This window comes from Streptomyces sp. NPDC096205, assembly GCF_044763135.1.
In the GTDB taxonomy this organism is placed as follows: Bacteria; Actinomycetota; Actinomycetes; order Streptomycetales; family Streptomycetaceae; genus Streptomyces.
In genome coordinates this window covers 521,291-537,410 of record NZ_JBIWFS010000003.1, presented here as the reverse complement: position 1 = coordinate 537,410, position 16,120 = coordinate 521,291, and the positions used below count along the sequence as shown (strand labels likewise).

Annotated in this window: 17 protein-coding genes; 5 read left to right on the top strand and 12 right to left on the bottom strand. The window is 71.4% G+C overall.

Going from position 1 to position 16,120, the window contains the following annotated elements:
• Positions 1-2: 2 nt before the first annotated feature.
• The 5 genes from pyrE to ACIQ6Y_RS14740 all read right to left on the bottom strand — a co-directional run bounded on the left by pyrE (position 3) and on the right by ACIQ6Y_RS14740 (position 4,157).
• Entirely contained in the window at positions 3-551 is a 549-nt protein-coding gene (gene pyrE / locus ACIQ6Y_RS14760) for an orotate phosphoribosyltransferase (RefSeq protein ID WP_404037557.1), read from the bottom strand.
• A 10-nt stretch (positions 552-561) separates the two neighbouring features.
• Positions 562-1,350: an aldose 1-epimerase gene (locus ACIQ6Y_RS14755; protein ID WP_404037554.1), complete on the bottom strand. Its 789-nt coding sequence runs from the start codon at positions 1,348-1,350 to the stop codon at positions 562-564.
• Positions 1,351-1,475: 125 nt separating this feature from the next.
• The gene (locus ACIQ6Y_RS14750) at positions 1,476-2,228 is read right to left on the bottom strand and encodes an SRPBCC domain-containing protein (RefSeq protein WP_404037551.1); all 753 of its coding nucleotides are present in this window, start codon (positions 2,226-2,228) and stop codon (positions 1,476-1,478) included.
• Between the two features lie 55 nt (positions 2,229-2,283).
• A complete protein-coding gene (locus ACIQ6Y_RS14745; protein ID WP_404037547.1) occupies positions 2,284-2,961 on the bottom strand; it encodes a response regulator in 678 nt (225 codons plus the stop codon).
• A complete protein-coding gene (locus tag ACIQ6Y_RS14740) occupies positions 2,958-4,157 on the bottom strand; it encodes a sensor histidine kinase (protein ID WP_404037544.1) in 1,200 nt (399 codons plus the stop codon). The genes ACIQ6Y_RS14745 and ACIQ6Y_RS14740 overlap by 4 nt, the downstream gene beginning before the upstream one ends.
• A gap of 276 nt (positions 4,158-4,433) precedes the next feature.
• Between ACIQ6Y_RS14740 and ACIQ6Y_RS14735 the strand changes: the two genes are divergently transcribed.
• Positions 4,434-4,979, top strand: a complete 546-nt coding sequence (locus tag ACIQ6Y_RS14735; RefSeq protein WP_404037541.1) for a peptidoglycan-binding protein — start codon at positions 4,434-4,436, stop codon at positions 4,977-4,979.
• 76 nt (positions 4,980-5,055) lie between these two features.
• On the opposite strand, the gene ACIQ6Y_RS14730 is transcribed toward ACIQ6Y_RS14735, so the two are convergent.
• The 3 genes from ACIQ6Y_RS14730 to ACIQ6Y_RS14720 all read right to left on the bottom strand — a co-directional run bounded on the left by ACIQ6Y_RS14730 (position 5,056) and on the right by ACIQ6Y_RS14720 (position 7,993).
• The gene (locus ACIQ6Y_RS14730) at positions 5,056-6,681 is read right to left on the bottom strand and encodes a polyamine aminopropyltransferase (RefSeq protein ID WP_404037538.1); all 1,626 of its coding nucleotides are present in this window, start codon (positions 6,679-6,681) and stop codon (positions 5,056-5,058) included.
• 147 nt (positions 6,682-6,828) lie between these two features.
• On the bottom strand, positions 6,829-7,350 hold the full coding sequence (locus ACIQ6Y_RS14725) for a DUF2617 family protein (protein WP_404037535.1): 522 nt from the start codon (positions 7,348-7,350) through the stop codon (positions 6,829-6,831).
• A gap of 358 nt (positions 7,351-7,708) precedes the next feature.
• Positions 7,709-7,993, bottom strand: coding sequence for a hypothetical protein (locus tag ACIQ6Y_RS14720; RefSeq protein WP_404037533.1), 285 nt, complete (start codon positions 7,991-7,993; stop codon positions 7,709-7,711).
• Between the two features lie 129 nt (positions 7,994-8,122).
• Between ACIQ6Y_RS14720 and ACIQ6Y_RS14715 the strand changes: the two genes are divergently transcribed.
• Positions 8,123-9,313 carry a pyridoxal phosphate-dependent aminotransferase gene (locus tag ACIQ6Y_RS14715; RefSeq protein ID WP_404037531.1) on the top strand — a complete coding sequence of 397 codons (1,191 nt, stop codon included), beginning with the start codon at positions 8,123-8,125 and terminating at the stop codon, positions 9,311-9,313.
• A 150-nt stretch (positions 9,314-9,463) separates the two neighbouring features.
• On the opposite strand, the gene ACIQ6Y_RS14710 is transcribed toward ACIQ6Y_RS14715, so the two are convergent.
• Entirely contained in the window at positions 9,464-10,000 is a 537-nt protein-coding gene (locus ACIQ6Y_RS14710) for a YbjN domain-containing protein (protein ID WP_404037529.1), read from the bottom strand.
• A 136-nt stretch (positions 10,001-10,136) separates the two neighbouring features.
• Positions 10,137-12,746 carry an ATP-dependent chaperone ClpB gene (gene clpB, locus ACIQ6Y_RS14705; protein ID WP_404037526.1) on the bottom strand — a complete coding sequence of 870 codons (2,610 nt, stop codon included), beginning with the start codon at positions 12,744-12,746 and terminating at the stop codon, positions 10,137-10,139.
• 153 nt (positions 12,747-12,899) lie between these two features.
• Here clpB and ACIQ6Y_RS14700 point away from each other — a divergent pair, with 153 nt between their 5' ends.
• Entirely contained in the window at positions 12,900-13,337 is a 438-nt protein-coding gene (locus ACIQ6Y_RS14700; protein ID WP_404037523.1) for a pyridoxamine 5'-phosphate oxidase family protein, read from the top strand.
• Positions 13,338-13,486: 149 nt separating this feature from the next.
• Here ACIQ6Y_RS14700 and ACIQ6Y_RS14695 read toward each other — a convergent pair whose 3' ends face one another.
• Complete coding sequence (locus ACIQ6Y_RS14695; RefSeq protein WP_404037519.1) at positions 13,487-13,825, bottom strand: hypothetical protein; 339 nt, start codon at positions 13,823-13,825, stop codon at positions 13,487-13,489.
• 1 nt (position 13,826) lies between these two features.
• A complete protein-coding gene (locus tag ACIQ6Y_RS14690; protein WP_399643311.1) occupies positions 13,827-14,018 on the bottom strand; it encodes a hypothetical protein in 192 nt (63 codons plus the stop codon).
• A gap of 104 nt (positions 14,019-14,122) precedes the next feature.
• On the opposite strand from ACIQ6Y_RS14690, the gene ACIQ6Y_RS14685 reads away from it, so the two are divergent.
• On the top strand, positions 14,123-15,133 hold the full coding sequence (locus tag ACIQ6Y_RS14685) for a helix-turn-helix transcriptional regulator (protein WP_404037516.1): 1,011 nt from the start codon (positions 14,123-14,125) through the stop codon (positions 15,131-15,133).
• Positions 15,134-16,114: a LuxR C-terminal-related transcriptional regulator gene (locus tag ACIQ6Y_RS14680; RefSeq protein WP_404037513.1), complete on the top strand. Its 981-nt coding sequence runs from the start codon at positions 15,134-15,136 to the stop codon at positions 16,112-16,114.
• Positions 16,115-16,120 lie beyond the last annotated feature (6 nt).

Here is a 16,120-nt window from a genome sequence, read left to right as displayed (position 1 = left end):
GATCAGTCGAGGCCGAGCTCGTCCTTGGAGTACGCGAAGAGGTACGGCACACCCGCGCCGTCCTGGATCTTCTCCGCGGCACCGGTGGCCCGGTCGACGATCGTCGCGACGGCCACGACCTCCGCGCCGGCCTCCCGCATGGCCTCCACGGCGGTCAGCGGGGAGCCGCCGGTGGTGGAGGTGTCCTCGACGACCAGCACGCGGCGGCCCTTGATGTCCGGGCCCTCGACGCGGCGCTGGAGGCCGTGCGCCTTGGCGGCCTTGCGGACGACGAAGGCGTCCAGGCGCTGCCCGCGGGCGGCGGCGGCGTGCAGCATCGCGGCGGCGACCGGGTCGGCGCCCATGGTGAGACCGCCGACCGCGTCGAAGTCCAGGTCGGCGGTCAGGTCCAGCAGGACCTGGCCGACCAGCGGGGCGGCCTCGCCGTCGAGGGTGATGCGGCGCAGGTCGATGTAGTAGTCGGCCTCCAGACCCGAGGAGAGGGTCACCTTGCCGTGCACCACGGCCTTGTCCTTGATCTGAGCGAGCAGCGCCGCACGTACGTCCGTCATGCCGACCAGCTTAGAGCCGCCTCCAGCTCCAGGTCGTCGCGGCCTCCAGCGGCTCCAGCGGCGTGACCAGGCGCGGCAGGGTGGTCAGGCCGTTGGGCGGGCCGGTCTGCGGCTCGACGCACACGGCCGCCTCCTGCTCGTCGTAGACGACGACCCACTGCTCGCGGCTGGTCACCTTCAGCTCGAGCAGGCCGGGCCAGGTGAGGGTGACGTCGACGCCGTCGGGCATGCCGAAGCAGTCGTCCCAGGGGCCGGGCCGGGGGTCGATGCGCAGGCCGGTGGGGAGGTGGTCCTCGCCGCGCTCCTCCTGCCAGGCGGGGTCGAAGGCGAGCACGGCGTCGGTGCCGTTCAGGTTCCTGTTGAACCAGGGGTGCCAGCCGATCTGGGCCGGGAAGGACGACTCGTACGTCTCGACGGACATGGTCAGCGTCAGCGAGTCGGGCGTGAGGGCGGCGGCGTGGGTGACGCGGCCGGTGTAGGGCCAGGGGTCGACGAGGTCGTAGGTGATGACGGCCTCGTCCTTGCCGGCCCGGGCGACGGACCAGGCGCCGTCCCGCGCGGTGCCGTGGATGGCGTGCGGCGGGGCGTTGAGGGGCATCTGGTGTTCCACGGCGCCGTCGCGGAAGCGGCCGTCCCTGATGCGGCCGCACCAGGGGACCATGGGGAAGCAGCCGAAGCGGTCGCCCTGCCTGAGGAGTTCGCCGCCGGCGACTTTGAGGCTGCTGAGGCGGCCGCCGTTGTGCGGGGTGATCGTCAGTTCCGCGTCGCCTGCGGTCAGCGTGATCTCTTCGTTACTCACGGGGGTGAGCCTACTCAGGTGATCACGGAGGTGGGGGGTGGTGGCTGATTGTGGGCGCCCACCGGCCGTATGTGGCTTGTCGCGCCCCGCGGCGGAGCCGCACGTCCGATACCGCCCCGCGCCCCTTAAAAGCGGCGCTTCCGCAGGACCCTGCCCGCAACGATCACCGACGCCACCACCAGCGCCGCCGCCGGGGCCGCCCAGCGGAGTGTGGTGCCCGCGGTGACCGATTGCGGGGGCGGGACCGGCGCGTAGCGGCCTCTGGGAGGCGCGTGGTCGACTTCTTCCGCGCTGCGGCCGATCATCGTGCGGCGGGCGTGGGCGGCTTCGGCGAGAGGCTCGGACGGTGCGTCGAGGTCGTCGGCGAGGGGGTCCAGGGACGGGGGCGGGATCTCCGTCTCGAAGACCGACGCCGGGGCGTCTTCCACGACCTCAGGAACCTCGGCCTCAGGCACCTCGCCCTGAGTGCCCAGGTTCTCCGCGAACCGGCTCAGCAGACGCGTCACGGCCGTGCTCACCGTGTCCGGCGCCAGGTCGGCCGCGCGGCCGTCCGCCGACCCCGTACCGCCGAAGGCGAGCGTCGTGCCGTCCTCGCTGTCGCGCAGGGCCAGGGTGAGGGCGAACTTCGCCGAGCCGCTGCCGCGGGCCTCGGTGGCCTCGCCCTCGACGGTGTAGGTGCCGTCCTCGCGGGCGGACACGGACGCCGTGCCGCGGTAGGTGATGGTCGTGCCGCCGATACGGAGCTTCAGGCGGCCGGCGACGGGGTCGGCCCCCGCCTCCTGCTGGAGCCCGGGTACCGCCCGGGCGACCCGCGCGGGGTCGGCCAGCACGGCCCGCACCCGCTCGACGGAAACCGGGACGTGCACCTCATGCTCCATGTCGTCGGAGCCTACCCAGACCCGGGCCGAAATCACCCTCTGCGGCGGCGCCGGATCACTCGCTCGCCTCGCCCGGTGTCACCAGCCCCGTCTCGTACGCCACCACCACCGCCTGTGCCCGGCTGGTCAGGCCCAGCTTGGTCATCGTGCGGTTGAGGTGGGTCTTGACGGTGGCCTCGCTGATGAAGAGCCGGTCGGCGGCCTCGGCGTTGGTCAGGCCGCGGGCGACCAGGCGCAGCACCTCGGCCTCACGGCCGGTCAACGCCTCCAGGCCGGGCAGCGGTCGGGGGCCGGTCCGGGCGCCGCCGCGGCCGGTGTAGGCCTCCACCAGGCGCCGGGTGACGGCGGGCGCGAACAGGGCGTCGCCGCCGTGCACGGCGGTCACCGCGGCGAGCAGGCGCTCGGGCCCGGCGTCCTTGAGCAGGAAGCCGCAGGCGCCGGCGCGCAGGGCGTCGTAGACGTACTCGTCGAGGTCGAAGGTGGTGAGGATGAGGACGCGCGGGGCCGGTTCTGCGGCCTCGGCGAGGATGCGCTCGGTCGCCTCGATGCCGGTCATGCCGGGCAGGCGGATGTCCATCAGGACCACGTCGGGGCGGGTCTTCGCCGCCAGGGACACGGCCTCCGGGCCGTCGGCGGCCTCGCCGACGACCTCCATGCCGGGGGCGGCGCGCAGCAGCGCGACCAGTCCGCTGCGGACGAGGAACTGGTCGTCCACCACGAGCACTCTGATCACGGTCGGTCGGCGTCTCCCCGGCGTGCGGCCTGTGACGACGTCGGCAGGGTCAGCTGCACACCAAAACCACCCTCGCGGCGCGGGCCGACGACGATCGTCCCGCCGTAGAGCTTGGCCCGCTCGCGCATTCCGATCAAGCCGTGGCCGGTGTGCGGCGGCACACTGTCCGGATTCACCCCCCTCCCGGTGAGGCGTATGCCCTTTCCGTCCGTCCTGCGGCCGTCGTGGGCGGCGTCGTTCACGACGGACACGGCTATCTCGCCCGGCCGATAGGTCAGTTCGACCTCCGCCCGTGCTCCCGGCGCGTGCTTGAGCACATTGGTCAGCGCCTCCTGCGCGACCCGGTACACGCACAGTTCGACGCCCGGCGGGAGCGGACGGGGTTCGCCGGTGACGGTGAGGGTGACGGGCAGGCCGCCGGCGCCGACCCGGGCGACCATCTCGGCGAGCTGGTCGAGGCCGGGCGCGGGCCCGACGGCGTCGGGGGTGTCGTCGGCGCGCAACAGGCCCAGCATGCGGCGCAGTTCGGCGAGGGCCTCGCCGCTGGTGGCCGCGATGGTGCCGAGCGCCTCACGGGCGGTGGGGGCGTCGGAGTCGAAGACGAAGCGGGCGAGGCCGGCCTGGACGTTGATGACGGCCATGTGGTGGGCGACCACGTCGTGCAGTTCGCGCGCGATGCGCACCCGCTCGCCGGCGACCTCGCGGCGGGCCCGGTCGGCCTGTTCGGCGCGCAGTTGCCGGGCCAGCTCGGCGGCCTTGCGGGCGGTGGAGCCGAACCGGCACAGCACCAGCGGGAAGCCGACGGCCTGGGCGACGACGGACGCCATGTTCGAGGATTCGCTGACCAGCCCGGCGTACACCCAGACCCCGGCGAGCAGCACCCCGCACGCGGCGGCGACGCGTAGCGGGCGCAGGGAGGCGACGGTGTACACGGCGAGCAGGGGGCCGAGGCTGTTGACGACCGGCCAGTACCCGGCGGTGACGTAGACCGCCCAGCAGGCGTGGCTGAACAGGCAGACGGCGACGGGGGCCTTGGTGCGCAGCACGACGGGGACGTTCACCAGCCCCACGAGCGTCCAGCCGAGCGCGTCGGGCTCGGGCCACCCCTGGTCGGCGGACTCCGTGCCGAGCAGCAGGGCGACGGTGGTGAGCGCCAGCGCGATCACGACGTCGGCGGCGAGGGGGTGGCTCCGCATTTGCGCAGCGTAACGCCGGTGTCGGCGCAGGGGCGTCAACCGCCGTACGTACCGCGAAAGTTGTAGGAACCGCGCGGCTACCGCAGGGGTTGGCGCCGGATTCCACCCGGTGCGGGATGAGCGGGGCGGGGCGGCGCCCGTAGCGTCGGTGGCACAACGGCGGCACGGGGGACGGACCGTGGGGGACGGACCGCAGCCGCCGCGGACGCGGGCCGAAGCGGGGACCGACGGGGGACCCCCGGCTCGCGGCCGGAACGAGACAGAGGGGAACACAGCATGTCTGTGCGTACGAAGGCCGCCGTGCTCACCGTCACCGCCGCGCTGGCGGCCGGCGTCGGTCTGACCGCCGTGCCGGCCGCGGCGAGCACCACCCAGGGGTACATCTCCGGCGGGGGTCCCATCGAAGACGACTGGACCGACGAGGGCACGCTGTCGTCGACCAGCCACAGCAGGAGCAACGCGACCGCGCTGCTGCAGCAGATCCTGTGGGCGGAGGGCGTCAAGGAGTCGAACGGCACCGCGTTCGACTACGCCGACATCGACGGCAAGTACGGCGCGAACACCACCTACGCCGTCAAGCAGCTCCAGAAGCTGTACAACCGCGACTTCGGCGCGGGCCTCACCGTCGACGGCAAGGCCGGCAAGAAGACGCTGGGCTTCGCCTCGCGCAATTTCCTGTTCGACGGCGGCGCCGGCAAGGTCGACTACATCGGCGAGAAGCACGTGGTGACCTTCAAGCGCAGCAGCGGCAAGTACCAGCTGAAGGTCAACAACACCCGTGGCTGGAAGGTGGCGTCCTACAACACCCTGAACGTCGTCTGAGCCATCTCGGCGGGGGGATACGGCGGCCCGCTCCCTGCCCTTCGGGGCGGGGGGCGGGCCGTCCCCCTGTATGTGGCTAGTAGCGGGGGTGCACCAGCGTCGACACCGGTGTGTCCCCGATCCGGGTCCGCAGGGCCGCTTCGGCGCCCTCGGTGAGGTCGGTGTCGGTGAGGGTGCGGGGCAGGCCGGTCGCGCGCAGGGGCGGCGGGCCGTCCGCGGCGGCGAGGAGGAAGCCCCAGTCGTGCGGAGTGCGGGCCGCCTCGGCGGTGCGGTCGGGGCCGGCGGCGAAACCGGCGGCGCGGCCGTCGATGCGATAGGGCGTGGTGGCGAGTCCGGCGGCGTGCAGGGTGGCGTCGACGGTCCAGAAGGCGCGCGGGCGCAGGGTGACCGGCCCCGCGTGCACGACGAGCCGGCCCTCGGGGGCGAGGACCCGGTGGGCGAGGCCGTAGAACTCCTGCGAGTACAGCTTGGCGCTGGCGGTGATGCCCGGGTCGGGCAGGTCCGCGACGATGACGTCGTACGCCGCCGAGGGCGCGGAGCGCAGCCAGCCGAACGCGTCGGCGGTGCTGACGTGGACGCGCGGGTCGTCGTACACATGGCCGTTGAGGGCGGCGAGGGCCGGGTCGTTGCGGGCGAGGCGGACGACCACCGGGTCGAGTTCGACGACGTCGACCTGGACGACGTCCCGATGGCGCAGCACCTCGCGGGTGGCGAGGCCGTCGCCGCCGCCGAGGACGAGCACGCGCGCGTGGGGGCCGTTCATCGCGGGGTGGACGAGGGCCTCGTGGTAGCGGCGTTCGTCGTGTCCGCTGACCCGCAGGCGCCCGTCGAGGAACAGGTCGAGGGGGCGACCGCCGGTGCCTCCGGTGAGGACGACCTCCTGCACGCCGGTCTGCAGCGCCACGCGCACGTCCTGGCCGTAGACGGCCTGCCGGGCGGCCCGTTCGAAGTCGTCGACGAGTACGGCGGCGGCGGCGAGGACGCCGAGCACGGTGAGGTTGGTGACGACGAGCAGCCAGCGGGCGCGGCGGGTGAGGTCGCCGCGGAACAGGCCGAGGACGAGGGCGCCGCCGACGACCACGTTGACCGCGCCGGTGAGCATGGCGCTGGTGAGCTGGCCGAGGAGGGGCAGCAGCAGGAAGGGGAAGGCGAGGCCGCCGACGAGGGCGCCGACATAGTCGGCGGCGAACAGGTCGGCGACCGCGCCGCCCGCGTCCTGGCGGCGGATGCGCTGTATCAGCTCCATCAGCAGCGGCACCTCGGCGCCGATGAGCAGGCCGGTGGCGAGGGAGAAGGCGACCAGCAGGGCGCGCGGGCCGCCCGCCCACAGGCCGCCCCAGGCGCCGGTCCAGGCGAACACCGCGTACAGCGCCATCGCGCTGCATCCGCCGACGAGGGCGAGGATCGCCTCGACCGCGCCGAACCCGGCGGCCGCGCGCGGGCTCAGCCGTTTCGCCGCGAGGGAGCCGATGCCCATCGCGAAGACCATCACGGACAGCACGACGGAGGCCTGGGTGACCGAGTCGCCCATCAGGTACGAGGCGAACGCGACGAGTTCGAGTTCGTACACCAGCCCGCAGGCCGCGCAGACGAAGACGCACGCCAGGACCAGGAAGCGCCCGGTGCCCTGCCGGACGGGCAGCCGCGCGGGCCCGCGCCATGGCGGGGCGCCGGGCGGGGCCGGGGCGTGCGGATCGATCACGACTGCGACGTTACGTCACCGGTCCGGCACGCTTCGTCACCCACACGTGTGGAACTGGGGACCGGTCGGCCGCAGGACGTTTCAGCGCGGCGCACTGCCGTACGGCGGTCGCGTGACGTTTCCCCTCCCTGCTGCCGGGCCGGTCCGTCAGGCGGCCGCGGCCGGGACACGGACGCCCACGCGGGTGCGGGTGGCGACCAGCTGGCCGTCCTGCGGATAGGCGTGCCAGGTGCGCCAGTGGACCTGGCCCTCGTGGCGCTGGGCGAGCAGCGCGGTGAAGGCGTGCGGGCTGCCGGGGAAGACGCCCGCGAGGCCGTTGGGGTGGTCGGAGACCAGGGCCAGCAGTTCCTGGGCGCGGCCGGCGAAGGAGCCCGGCGAGAGCACCTCGACGCGCGCGGCGAACTCGTACTCCCAGTCGCCCACCCGCTTGGCCACGCCGAGCGGGAGCGGGGTGCTGCTGCCGGGGATGCACGCCACGGTCTCCGAACAGTTGACCTGGTCCTCCTCCAGGAGCACCTGGTGCGAGGCGCCCAGGAGCCTCAACTGCAGTCTGGCGCCCGCCAGTTCGAGGTCGAGGGTGGCCAGTGCCGGGAGCGGCTCGCGCCCGAGGGCCCAGGCGAGGTCGGCCGCGCGCGTGTCGGTGTAGGAGGTTTTCAGGGTCGTGAGCATGGATCGGCTCCGCTAGCACGCAAAAGAAGGCGGTGTGGGTCCGGTGCATCCCGGTCGGCACCGGGTTTCGGCCCGGTCAGCCCAGTCGACGGACGGTGTCCGAGGGGACGTACGAGGGGCTGCTTAGGTGATTTAGAGGGAATCATGAACTGTGGCGCCGCCACAGCGTTTTTACCCAACTTCGTAGGGTTTCCATCCCTCAGAGGGCTTCACTGCTCAACTGTTCAACGACGGCGTACGCCTGAACGATGACGGCGTGCGCCGGGGCGCCCCCCACCAGCACGAGCGCCCGCCGGGTCATGCCCGGCGGGCGCTTCACACGAATGCGTTCCCCCGTTCGGAGCTCAGCTGCCCCGTGTCAGCTGCCTCCGCCGCATCCGCCACCGCCCCCGCACGACGACCCGCCGCCGCACGAGGAGCTGCTTCCGCAGGACGAGCCGCCGCCGCAGGAGCTGCCGCCGCTGTCCCCGCCGACCCACCAGCCGGCACCGCTGCCGCTGGAGCCGGAGCCGCTCCGGTGCCGGCGGCGGGTCGTGGTCGTGTACCGCCGCCCTCGGTAGCCCTGCCGGCTCTCGCTGACGGCGGCCAGGACCGCCACCAGCACCACGATGCCGAACACCGCCAGGATGATGCCGATGACCATGGCGTCACCCTCCTTCCGATTCCCCCGAAGCGGCCCCCCGTGGGCGCCTCGTTTCTTGCGTGAGACGGGAATTCCCGCCGCGCTCACCCGTCAAAGCAGAGTTGAGGAACTCCAGAGCTTCGGCGCAGGATGACCCGCATGACCTCCACCGCGCGCCCTCTCCTCAACCGCCGGCTCGCCGAGTTCGGGACGACGATCTTCGCCGAGATGTCGGCCCTGGCCCTGCGCACCGGGTCGATCAACCTGGGCCAGGGCTTTCCCGACACGGACGGCCCCGAGGAGGTCAGGGAGGCGGCCGTACGGGCGCTGCGCGACGGGCGCGGCAACCAGTACCCGCCGGGCCCCGGCGTCCCCGAGCTGCGCACCGCGATCGCCGAGCACCAGCAGCGGTGGTACGGCCTGACGTACGACCCCGACACGGAGGTGCTGGTCACGGCCGGTGCGACCGAGGCGATCGCCGCGGCCCTGCTGGCGCTGGTGGAACCCGGTGACGAGGTCGTCGCGCTGGAGCCGTACTACGACTCCTACGCGGCCTGCATCGCGATGGCGGGCGGCACACGCGTGCCGGTCACCCTGCGGCCCCATGAGGGTGCCTTCCGCCTCGACCTCGACGAGCTGCGCGACGCGGTCACCGAGCGCACCCGGCTGCTGCTGATCAACACCCCGCACAACCCGACCGGCACGGTCCTCACCCGCGAGGAGCTCACCGCGATCGCCGAGCTGGCGGTGGAGCGGGACCTGCTGGTGGTCACGGACGAGGTGTACGAGCACCTGGTGTTCGACGAGGCTGGGCATGTGCCGCTCGCGACGCTGCCGGGGATGCGGGAGCGGACCGTGACGATCGGGTCGAGCGGCAAGACGTTCTCGTTCACCGGCTGGAAGGTGGGCTGGGTGACGGCGGCCCCGGCCCTGGTCAGCGCGGTCCGCTCGGCGAAGCAGTACCTGACGTACGTCTCCTCCGGCCCCTTCCAGTACGCGGTCGCCGAGGCCCTCGCGCTGCCGGACAGCTACTTCTCCGCCTTCCGCGAGGACATGCGCGCCAAGCGGGACCTGCTGGCGGCGGGGCTGACCAAGGCGGGGTTCGCCGTCCACCGCACGGCGGGCACGTACTTCATCACCACCGACATCCGCCCCCTCGGCTTCGACGACGGCTTCGCCTTCTGCCGCTCCCTGCCGGAACGCGCGGGCGTGGTGGCCATCCCGAACGCGGTCTTCTACGACCACCGCGAGGCGGGCGCGCCCTTCGTACGGTTCGCGTTCTGCAAGCAGCGCCCGGTCCTGGAGGAGGCGGCGGCCCGGCTGAAGGCACTGGCGGACTGAGCCGCGCCGCCCGGAACGTCATCCACAGGCTGTGGACGGACGGGCGCCGCACGCGCCCCGTACGGCGAGAGCCCGGCCAGGGGGCACACCACCGTGGTGGTCCGCACCCTGGTCGGGCTCTCTGCGCGCAGCGCGAAGGCTCGGGGCGTCTTACTCGCCCGCCTCGCCGTCCTCCGGCTTCTCCGCGTCGTTGACCTCGCCCTCCAGGCCGAGCTGCTCGACCAGCCAGCGGTCGAACTCGATGGCCGCGCGCACCCAGCTCACCGTCGAGGACACGAAGTGCTCCAGGCTCACGCCCGTGCCGATGAGCATCTGCGCCTCACCGATCAGCCGGACGGTGCCGTCGTCGTGCGTGTGCGTGTAGACCTTCGGCCACAGGGTGCGCCGGTTCCAGTCGTCGATCGACTCCAGGAGCTGCGGCTTCTCATCGATCTGGTGGGGCCGGTCGTAGAACGTCCGCACCGAGAAGACCTGCTGCTCGCCCTCGCCGCGGAACATGAAGTACGTACGGAACTGCTCCCACGGCGCGGCGAGGTCACCCTCCTCGTCGACGACGTACTTCAGCTCCATCTGGTCGAGGAGCTGCTTCACAAGGTCCTGATCCGGGACGACGGGGCCCGCCGGTCCTTGGGGCTGCGGCTGGGGCTGGCCCCCGAAGTTCGGAATCGAGGACGGGTCGATGGTCACCGTGAATTTCCCTTCGTACGGATTCCGTCATCCTCCCCCATGCGGGGAGGGGGGTGGCAACCCCTGGCGGGCCGTGTCAGCCGACGGCGGACATGATCCCCGCACGGGGAATCGCGCGGGGATCGAGTACCCGTCCTCAGAGGGTCTTGCCCGTCGCCGGGCCGACGAGAAGACCCTCGCCGAAGGTGTCGACGCGGACCGTGTCGCCGTCCTTGATCTCGCCCGCCAGGATCTCCTTGGCGAGGCGGTCGCCGATGGCGGTCTGGACGAGCCTGCGCAGCGGCCGGGCGCCGTACGCCGGGTCGTTGCCCTCGTCGGCCAGCCAGGCCAGGGCCTCGGGCGTGACCTCCAGGGTGAGCCTGCGCTCGGCCAGACGGCGGGCCAGGCGCTCGATCTGGAGCCGGGCGATCCGGCCGAGCTCGTCCTTCGACAGGGCCGAGAAGACCACCAGGTCGTCCAGGCGGTTGAGGAACTCCGGCTTGAACGACGTCCGCACGACCTCCAGGACCTGCTGCTTCTTCTCCTCCTCGGAGGTCAGCGGCTCGACCAGGAACTGGCTGCCCAGGTTCGAGGTCAGGATCAGGATCGTGTTGCGGAAATCGACCGTACGGCCCTGTCCGTCGGTGAGCCGGCCGTCGTCGAGGACCTGGAGCAGGATGTCGAAGACCTCGGGGTGGGCCTTCTCCACCTCGTCCAGCAGGACCACGGAGTACGGGCGGCGGCGGACGGCCTCGGTGAGCTGGCCGCCCTCCTCGTAGCCGACGTAACCGGGAGGCGCGCCGACCAGCCGGGCCACGCTGTGCTTCTCGCCGTACTCCGACATGTCGATGCGGACCATGGCCCGCTCGTCGTCGAAGAGGAAGTCCGCGAGCGCCTTGGCCAGCTCGGTCTTGCCGACGCCGGTCGGGCCGAGGAAGAGAAAGGAGCCGGTGGGGTGGTCCGGGTCGGCGATGCCGGCGCGGGAGCGGCGTACGGCGTCGGAGACCGCCTGCACGGCCTCGGTCTGGCCGATCAGCCGCCGGCCCAGCTCCTCCTCCATGCGCAGCAGCTTCTGCGTCTCGCCCTCCAGGAGGCGCCCGGCGGGGATGCCGGTCCAGGAGGCGACGACGTCGGCGATGTCGTCCGAGCCGACCTCCTCCTTGACCATGGTGTCCCGGGCGGCCTCCTCCTCGGCCTCGGAGGCGGCCTCCAGGTCGCGCTCGAGCGCCGGGATCTCGCCGTACAGCAGCTTGGAGGCGGTGTCGAAGTCGCCGTCGCGCTGGGCGCGTTCGGCCTGGCCGCGCAGGTCGTCGAGCTTCTCCTTCAGCTCACCGACCCGGTTGAGGGACTGCTTCTCCTTCTCCCAGCGGGCGGTCAGGCCGCGCAGCTCCTCCTCCTTGTCGGCGAGGTCGCGGCGCAGCTTGTCCAGCCGCTCCTTGGAGGCCTGGTCGGTCTCCTTGCTGAGGGCCAGCTCCTCCATCTTCAGCCGGTCGACGGCACGCTGGAGTTCGTCGATCTCGACGGGCGAGGAGTCGATCTCCATGCGCAGCCGGGAGGCCGCCTCGTCGACGAGGTCGATGGCCTTGTCGGGCAGGAAGCGGGAGGTGATGTACCGGTCGGAGAGGGTGGCCGCGGCGACGAGGGCCGCGTCCGCGATCTGCACCTTGTGGTGGGCCTCGTAGCGCCCCTTCAGGCCACGCAGGATCGCGATGGTGTCCTCGACGCTCGGCTCGGCGACCAGCACCTGCTGGAAGCGCCGCTCCAGGGCGGGGTCCTTCTCGATCCGCTCCCGGTACTCGTCGAGCGTGGTCGCGCCGACCATGCGCAGCTCACCGCGGGCGAGCATGGGCTTGAGCATGTTGCCCGCGTCCATGGCGGAGTCCCCGCCGGCACCGGCCCCGACGACGGTGTGCAGTTCGTCGATGAAGGTGATGATCTGGCCGTCCGAGTCCTTGATCTCGGCCAGGACGGTCTTCAGCCGCTCCTCGAACTCACCGCGGTACTTGGCGCCCGCGACCATCGCCCCCAGGTCGAGCGCGACGAGCCGCTTGTCCTTGAGCGACTCGGGCACGTCGCCCTTCACGATCCGCTGGGCGAGCCCCTCGACGACGGCGGTCTTGCCGACACCGGGCTCGCCGATCAGGACGGGGTTGTTCTTCGTACGGCGGGACAGCACCTGCACCACGCGCCGGATCTCCTGGTCCCGCCCGATGACGGGGTCCAGCTTGCCCTCGCGTGCGGCGGCGGTGAAGTCGGTGCCGAACTTCTCCAGCGCCTTGTACGAGCCCTCGGGGTCGGCGTTGGTGACGCGCCGGCCGCCGCGGGCCTTCTGGAAGGCGTCCAGCAGCTTCTTCGGGGTGGCCCCCTGCCGGATGAGCACCTCACCGGCCGCCCCACCCTTGGCGGCGATGCCGATGAGCAGGTGCTCGGTAGAGAGGTACTCGTCACCGAGGTCCTTGGCCCGTGCCTGCGCGTCGGCGATGACGGCGAGCAGCTCGCGGTTGGGCTGCGGCGGCGCCACGGTGGAGCCGGTCACGCTGGGCAGCGCGGCGACCACCTTGTCGGCACCGGCGCGTACGGCGGCCAGGTCGGCGTCGACGGCGACGAGCAGGTCGACGATGTTCTCGTTGCTCTGCCGGGGGCCTTGTCCCTGGAGCAGAGCCAGGAGCAGGTGTGCAGGGGTGAGGTCCGGATTCCCCTCGGTCACGGCGCGGTTGCTGGCCGCGTTGATCGCGTCCCGGCTCCGGTTGGTCAGCTCGGCGTCCACGTTCGCGTTCTCCTCCTTGCTTGAGCCGTCGGTTCAGCCGTCGGTACAGCCGTCGGTGCCGTCTCCCACTACTGACTCAGGCAACGTACACAAAGTTGAGTCTATTCCACTCAAGGCGGGGGCGGGAGGCGTCCGGCGGTTAGGTTCGCGGGCATGACGACGACCGAGCAGGCCCCCCGGGGGAAGCACGCGCTGGACCCGGGCGTTCCCGACCCCGCCTACCTGGCCTTCTGGCGGGAACGGCACCTGTGCACCCTGACGACCCTGCGCCCGGACGGCACCCCGCACGTCGTGCCGGTCGGCGTGACGTACGACCCTCAGGCACGGCTGGCCCGGGTGATCACGAACGCGTCGAGCGCCAAGGCCCGGCATGTGCTGGCCGGGGGCGCGGAAGGGGCCCGGGTGGCGGTGTGCCAGGTGGACGGCCGCCGCTGGGCCACCCTGGAGGGCCGCGCCTTCGTCCGCACGGACCCGGCCCGGGTGTCCGAGGCGGTCCGCCGCTACGCCGAGCGCTACGAGCGCACGCCCTCGCCGAACCCGTCCCGCGTGGTGATCGAGATCGAGCTGACGCGGGCGCTGGGGAAGGGCTGATTCCGGCCATGCCGGGGGGGTGGGGCGGGCGGCGGGCCATGTCGGGAGATGTCCCGTAAAACTGCAGCGGCGTCACCGTGTTCAGGTCACGGTGACGCCGCTGCGGGGGGAAGCACCTGAGGCGATCTTGTTACGACGGGGGAATCGCGTCAGGCACTGCGGGGGGTGGCCGAGATGGTCCGTGGGCCGGGGGAGGCCTCGGTGTCCGCCAGCCGGTGGTCTCGCTGGTCGAGGTTCACAAAGATCATTCCGTACCGGATGGCACACCGCACGGGCTGCGGCGCCCCGCGGGGCCGGCGCAGGCATCGGTACGCTCGCACGTCGTCGTCCTCGTCCCGCGTGACGACGACGGGCTCTCCGAACACGGTCACCATCAGGGAGTCACCGCTATGGGGGAGAGCGGTGACCAGATCGATGAAGTGCCAGCCGGAGCGGTAGGCCGTGGCCATTTCGCGGCGGAAGGAGCGGTCGTCAGGAGGAGTAGTCATGTCAGTCCCAGACGCTGTCGTCCATACCGGTGGGTGTCTCGGCGCCCACAGCCAATACCTGTATGACCGCCGAGGACTGAGCACTGCCCGGCTGTGCATCACTCACCGTGCCGGAGAGGCCACTCAGAGTTCCGAAGGCCGCGACGACGGAAAAGGTGGTGACAAGCACCGAGCGAAGCATCTTCTTACGCATAGTCGGCTTCGTCCTCACTTGAAGGTCCCCTCTTCCCCCGTCGGATAAGACGATGGCTCATTCAGGCACGTCATGGCCACACCATCGGTGCATCATGTTCCTGCATGTTCAGGACCCTGGGGGGTGGAAATTTGGGATCGAATGGGACTAAAGAGACACATCCCCATGCGGTGACCGAGATGTGCGAGGTGGGGAGCCGTCTTTATGCCAATGCCCTGCGTACGGGGCGTATTGCCCGCACAGAGGTGCAGCCCGCCCCCTGTCTGATGGAGTTCGCCCTCCTCCACCCGGATCCTGACGACGCGAACTGGCTGCTGCCTGTGCCGCCCACGATCGCACTGACCCAGCGACTCACCCCCATTGAGCGGGAGATCACCGAGCGCCGGCGGATGTCGGTCGAGCTGGCCGACGCATTCGAGCCGTTCATGGCCCTGGGTACACAGCAGATCACGAGCGCCCACTCCATCACGGTTCTGGAGGGCCTCGACCGGATCAACGCGGCACTCGACCTGGCCACAGCCCAGTGCCAGACCGAGATGCTCACGGTCCAGCCGAGCCGCCGGCGGGCGGAGAACCGGCTCATCGAGGGACTCGAACGTGACAGGCTGCTCGTCGAACGAGGCGTGCGCATTCGCACCCTGTATCAGCACACCGCCCGATACAGCCCCGAACGGCTCGCCTACGTCGATCAGTTCGCGAACGGCAAAGCCGAGTACCGCACCATCGACGAACTGGTCGAACGCCTCATCATCTGCGACGAGGCCGTGGCCTTCATCCCGATCCGCGAAGACAGGCAGGTGGCCCTGGAACTACGTCACCCGGGCCTGGTCCGCTACCTCATCCAGGTGTTCGAGTTCATGTGGGGCAGAGCGGTCCCGCTGCGCGCCGGCACGCCGTACGAGACCGACCCCGACGGCATCACCGACATCCAGTACTCCATCGCCAAGCTTCTGGTGGAGGGACACGTCGACGAGGCCATCGCCCGGCGCCTCGGCATGAACGTGCGGACCTGCCGCGCCCACATCGCGAAGCTCGCCACCGCCCTCGGCAGTGGGAGCCGCGCACAACTCGGCTTCCTCATAGCGCAGTCGGGGATTCTGGAACGGGATCACTGAATGCCTGCCGAGGGTCACACACACGCGGAGGATGAACTGTGTGAGCCGGGGAGGGAGCTCTACGCCCGCGCCCTGCGGGACGGGTCCGTGAGCGGTGTGGAGATCGACGCTGCCCCCTGCCTGCTGGAACTCGGACTTCTGCAAGCGACCGTCACCGACCCCGACCGGTTCGAGCCGCTCTCGCCGGCCTTCGCCCTGCACCGGCTGCTGCGCGCCTCGGAAGACCGCGTCGCCGAGGAGCGGCGGCACTCCGAACGGCTGGCCGAGGCCTTCGCGCCGTTACTGACGCTCCCCACGCCGGCCGTCTCCGCCGAATCCAAGGGCATCCGGCTGCTGAGCGGACTCGACCGCATCAACCTGATCGTCGGACAGACGCTGAACGAGAGCTCCCATGAAGCCCTCACCATCCAGCCGCACACGAGCCACGTGGGCAAATCCCCAAACGTCCACGCGATGGCCCTCGATCGCGACCAGGCCTTCCTGGACCGGGGCGGCCGCATGAAGACGCTCTACCAGCACACCACACGGCACGTGCCCACGGTCATGGCTCGATTCGAGCAGCTGAAGGGCCGCCTGGAGGCCCGCGCGCTCGACGAGGTCACCGAACGACTCATGATCTTCGACCGCAGGGTGGCCTTCATTCCGGCCAACCGCGACCGCTCCCTGGCCCTCGAGATCCACCACCCCGCCGTCGTAGGCTTCCTCGCCACCACCTTCGACCGCCTCTGGCGCCTCGCCACCCCCATGTACCCCGAAGCCGTCCGGCGGCCCACCCTCAACGGCGTCACCCCCCGCCAGCGCGCCATCGCGGCCCTGCTGATCGAAGGCCACACCGATGCCGTCATCGCGGAGCGCCTCGGCATGAATGTCCGCACCACCCGTGTCCACATCGCCAAGCTCGCCGCCACGCTCGGCAGCGAGAGCCGGACCCAACTCGGCTACCTCATAGGTGAGTCTGGGATCCTCAAGGGGGAGGGGTGAGCACAG

Coding starts and splice junctions, on each gene's coding strand:
- ACIQ6Y_RS14740 (WP_404037544.1), bottom strand. CDS start 4,157: ATGCGGAGCCACCCCCTCGCCGCCGACGTCGTGATCGCGCTGGCGCTC.
- ACIQ6Y_RS14735 (WP_404037541.1), top strand. CDS start 4,434: ATGTCTGTGCGTACGAAGGCCGCCGTGCTCACCGTCACCGCCGCGCTG.
- ACIQ6Y_RS14720 (WP_404037533.1), bottom strand. CDS start 7,993: ATGGTCATCGGCATCATCCTGGCGGTGTTCGGCATCGTGGTGCTGGTG.
- ACIQ6Y_RS14700 (WP_404037523.1), top strand. CDS start 12,900: ATGACGACGACCGAGCAGGCCCCCCGGGGGAAGCACGCGCTGGACCCG.
- ACIQ6Y_RS14725 (WP_404037535.1), bottom strand. CDS start 7,350: ATGCTCACGACCCTGAAAACCTCCTACACCGACACGCGCGCGGCCGAC.
- ACIQ6Y_RS14690 (WP_399643311.1), bottom strand. CDS start 14,018: ATGCGTAAGAAGATGCTTCGCTCGGTGCTTGTCACCACCTTTTCCGTC.
- ACIQ6Y_RS14750 (WP_404037551.1), bottom strand. CDS start 2,228: ATGGAGCATGAGGTGCACGTCCCGGTTTCCGTCGAGCGGGTGCGGGCC.
- pyrE (WP_404037557.1), bottom strand. CDS start 551: ATGACGGACGTACGTGCGGCGCTGCTCGCTCAGATCAAGGACAAGGCC.
- ACIQ6Y_RS14680 (WP_404037513.1), top strand. CDS start 15,134: ATGCCTGCCGAGGGTCACACACACGCGGAGGATGAACTGTGTGAGCCG.
- ACIQ6Y_RS14685 (WP_404037516.1), top strand. CDS start 14,123: ATGTTCAGGACCCTGGGGGGTGGAAATTTGGGATCGAATGGGACTAAA.
- ACIQ6Y_RS14695 (WP_404037519.1), bottom strand. CDS start 13,825: ATGACTACTCCTCCTGACGACCGCTCCTTCCGCCGCGAAATGGCCACG.
- ACIQ6Y_RS14715 (WP_404037531.1), top strand. CDS start 8,123: ATGACCCGCATGACCTCCACCGCGCGCCCTCTCCTCAACCGCCGGCTC.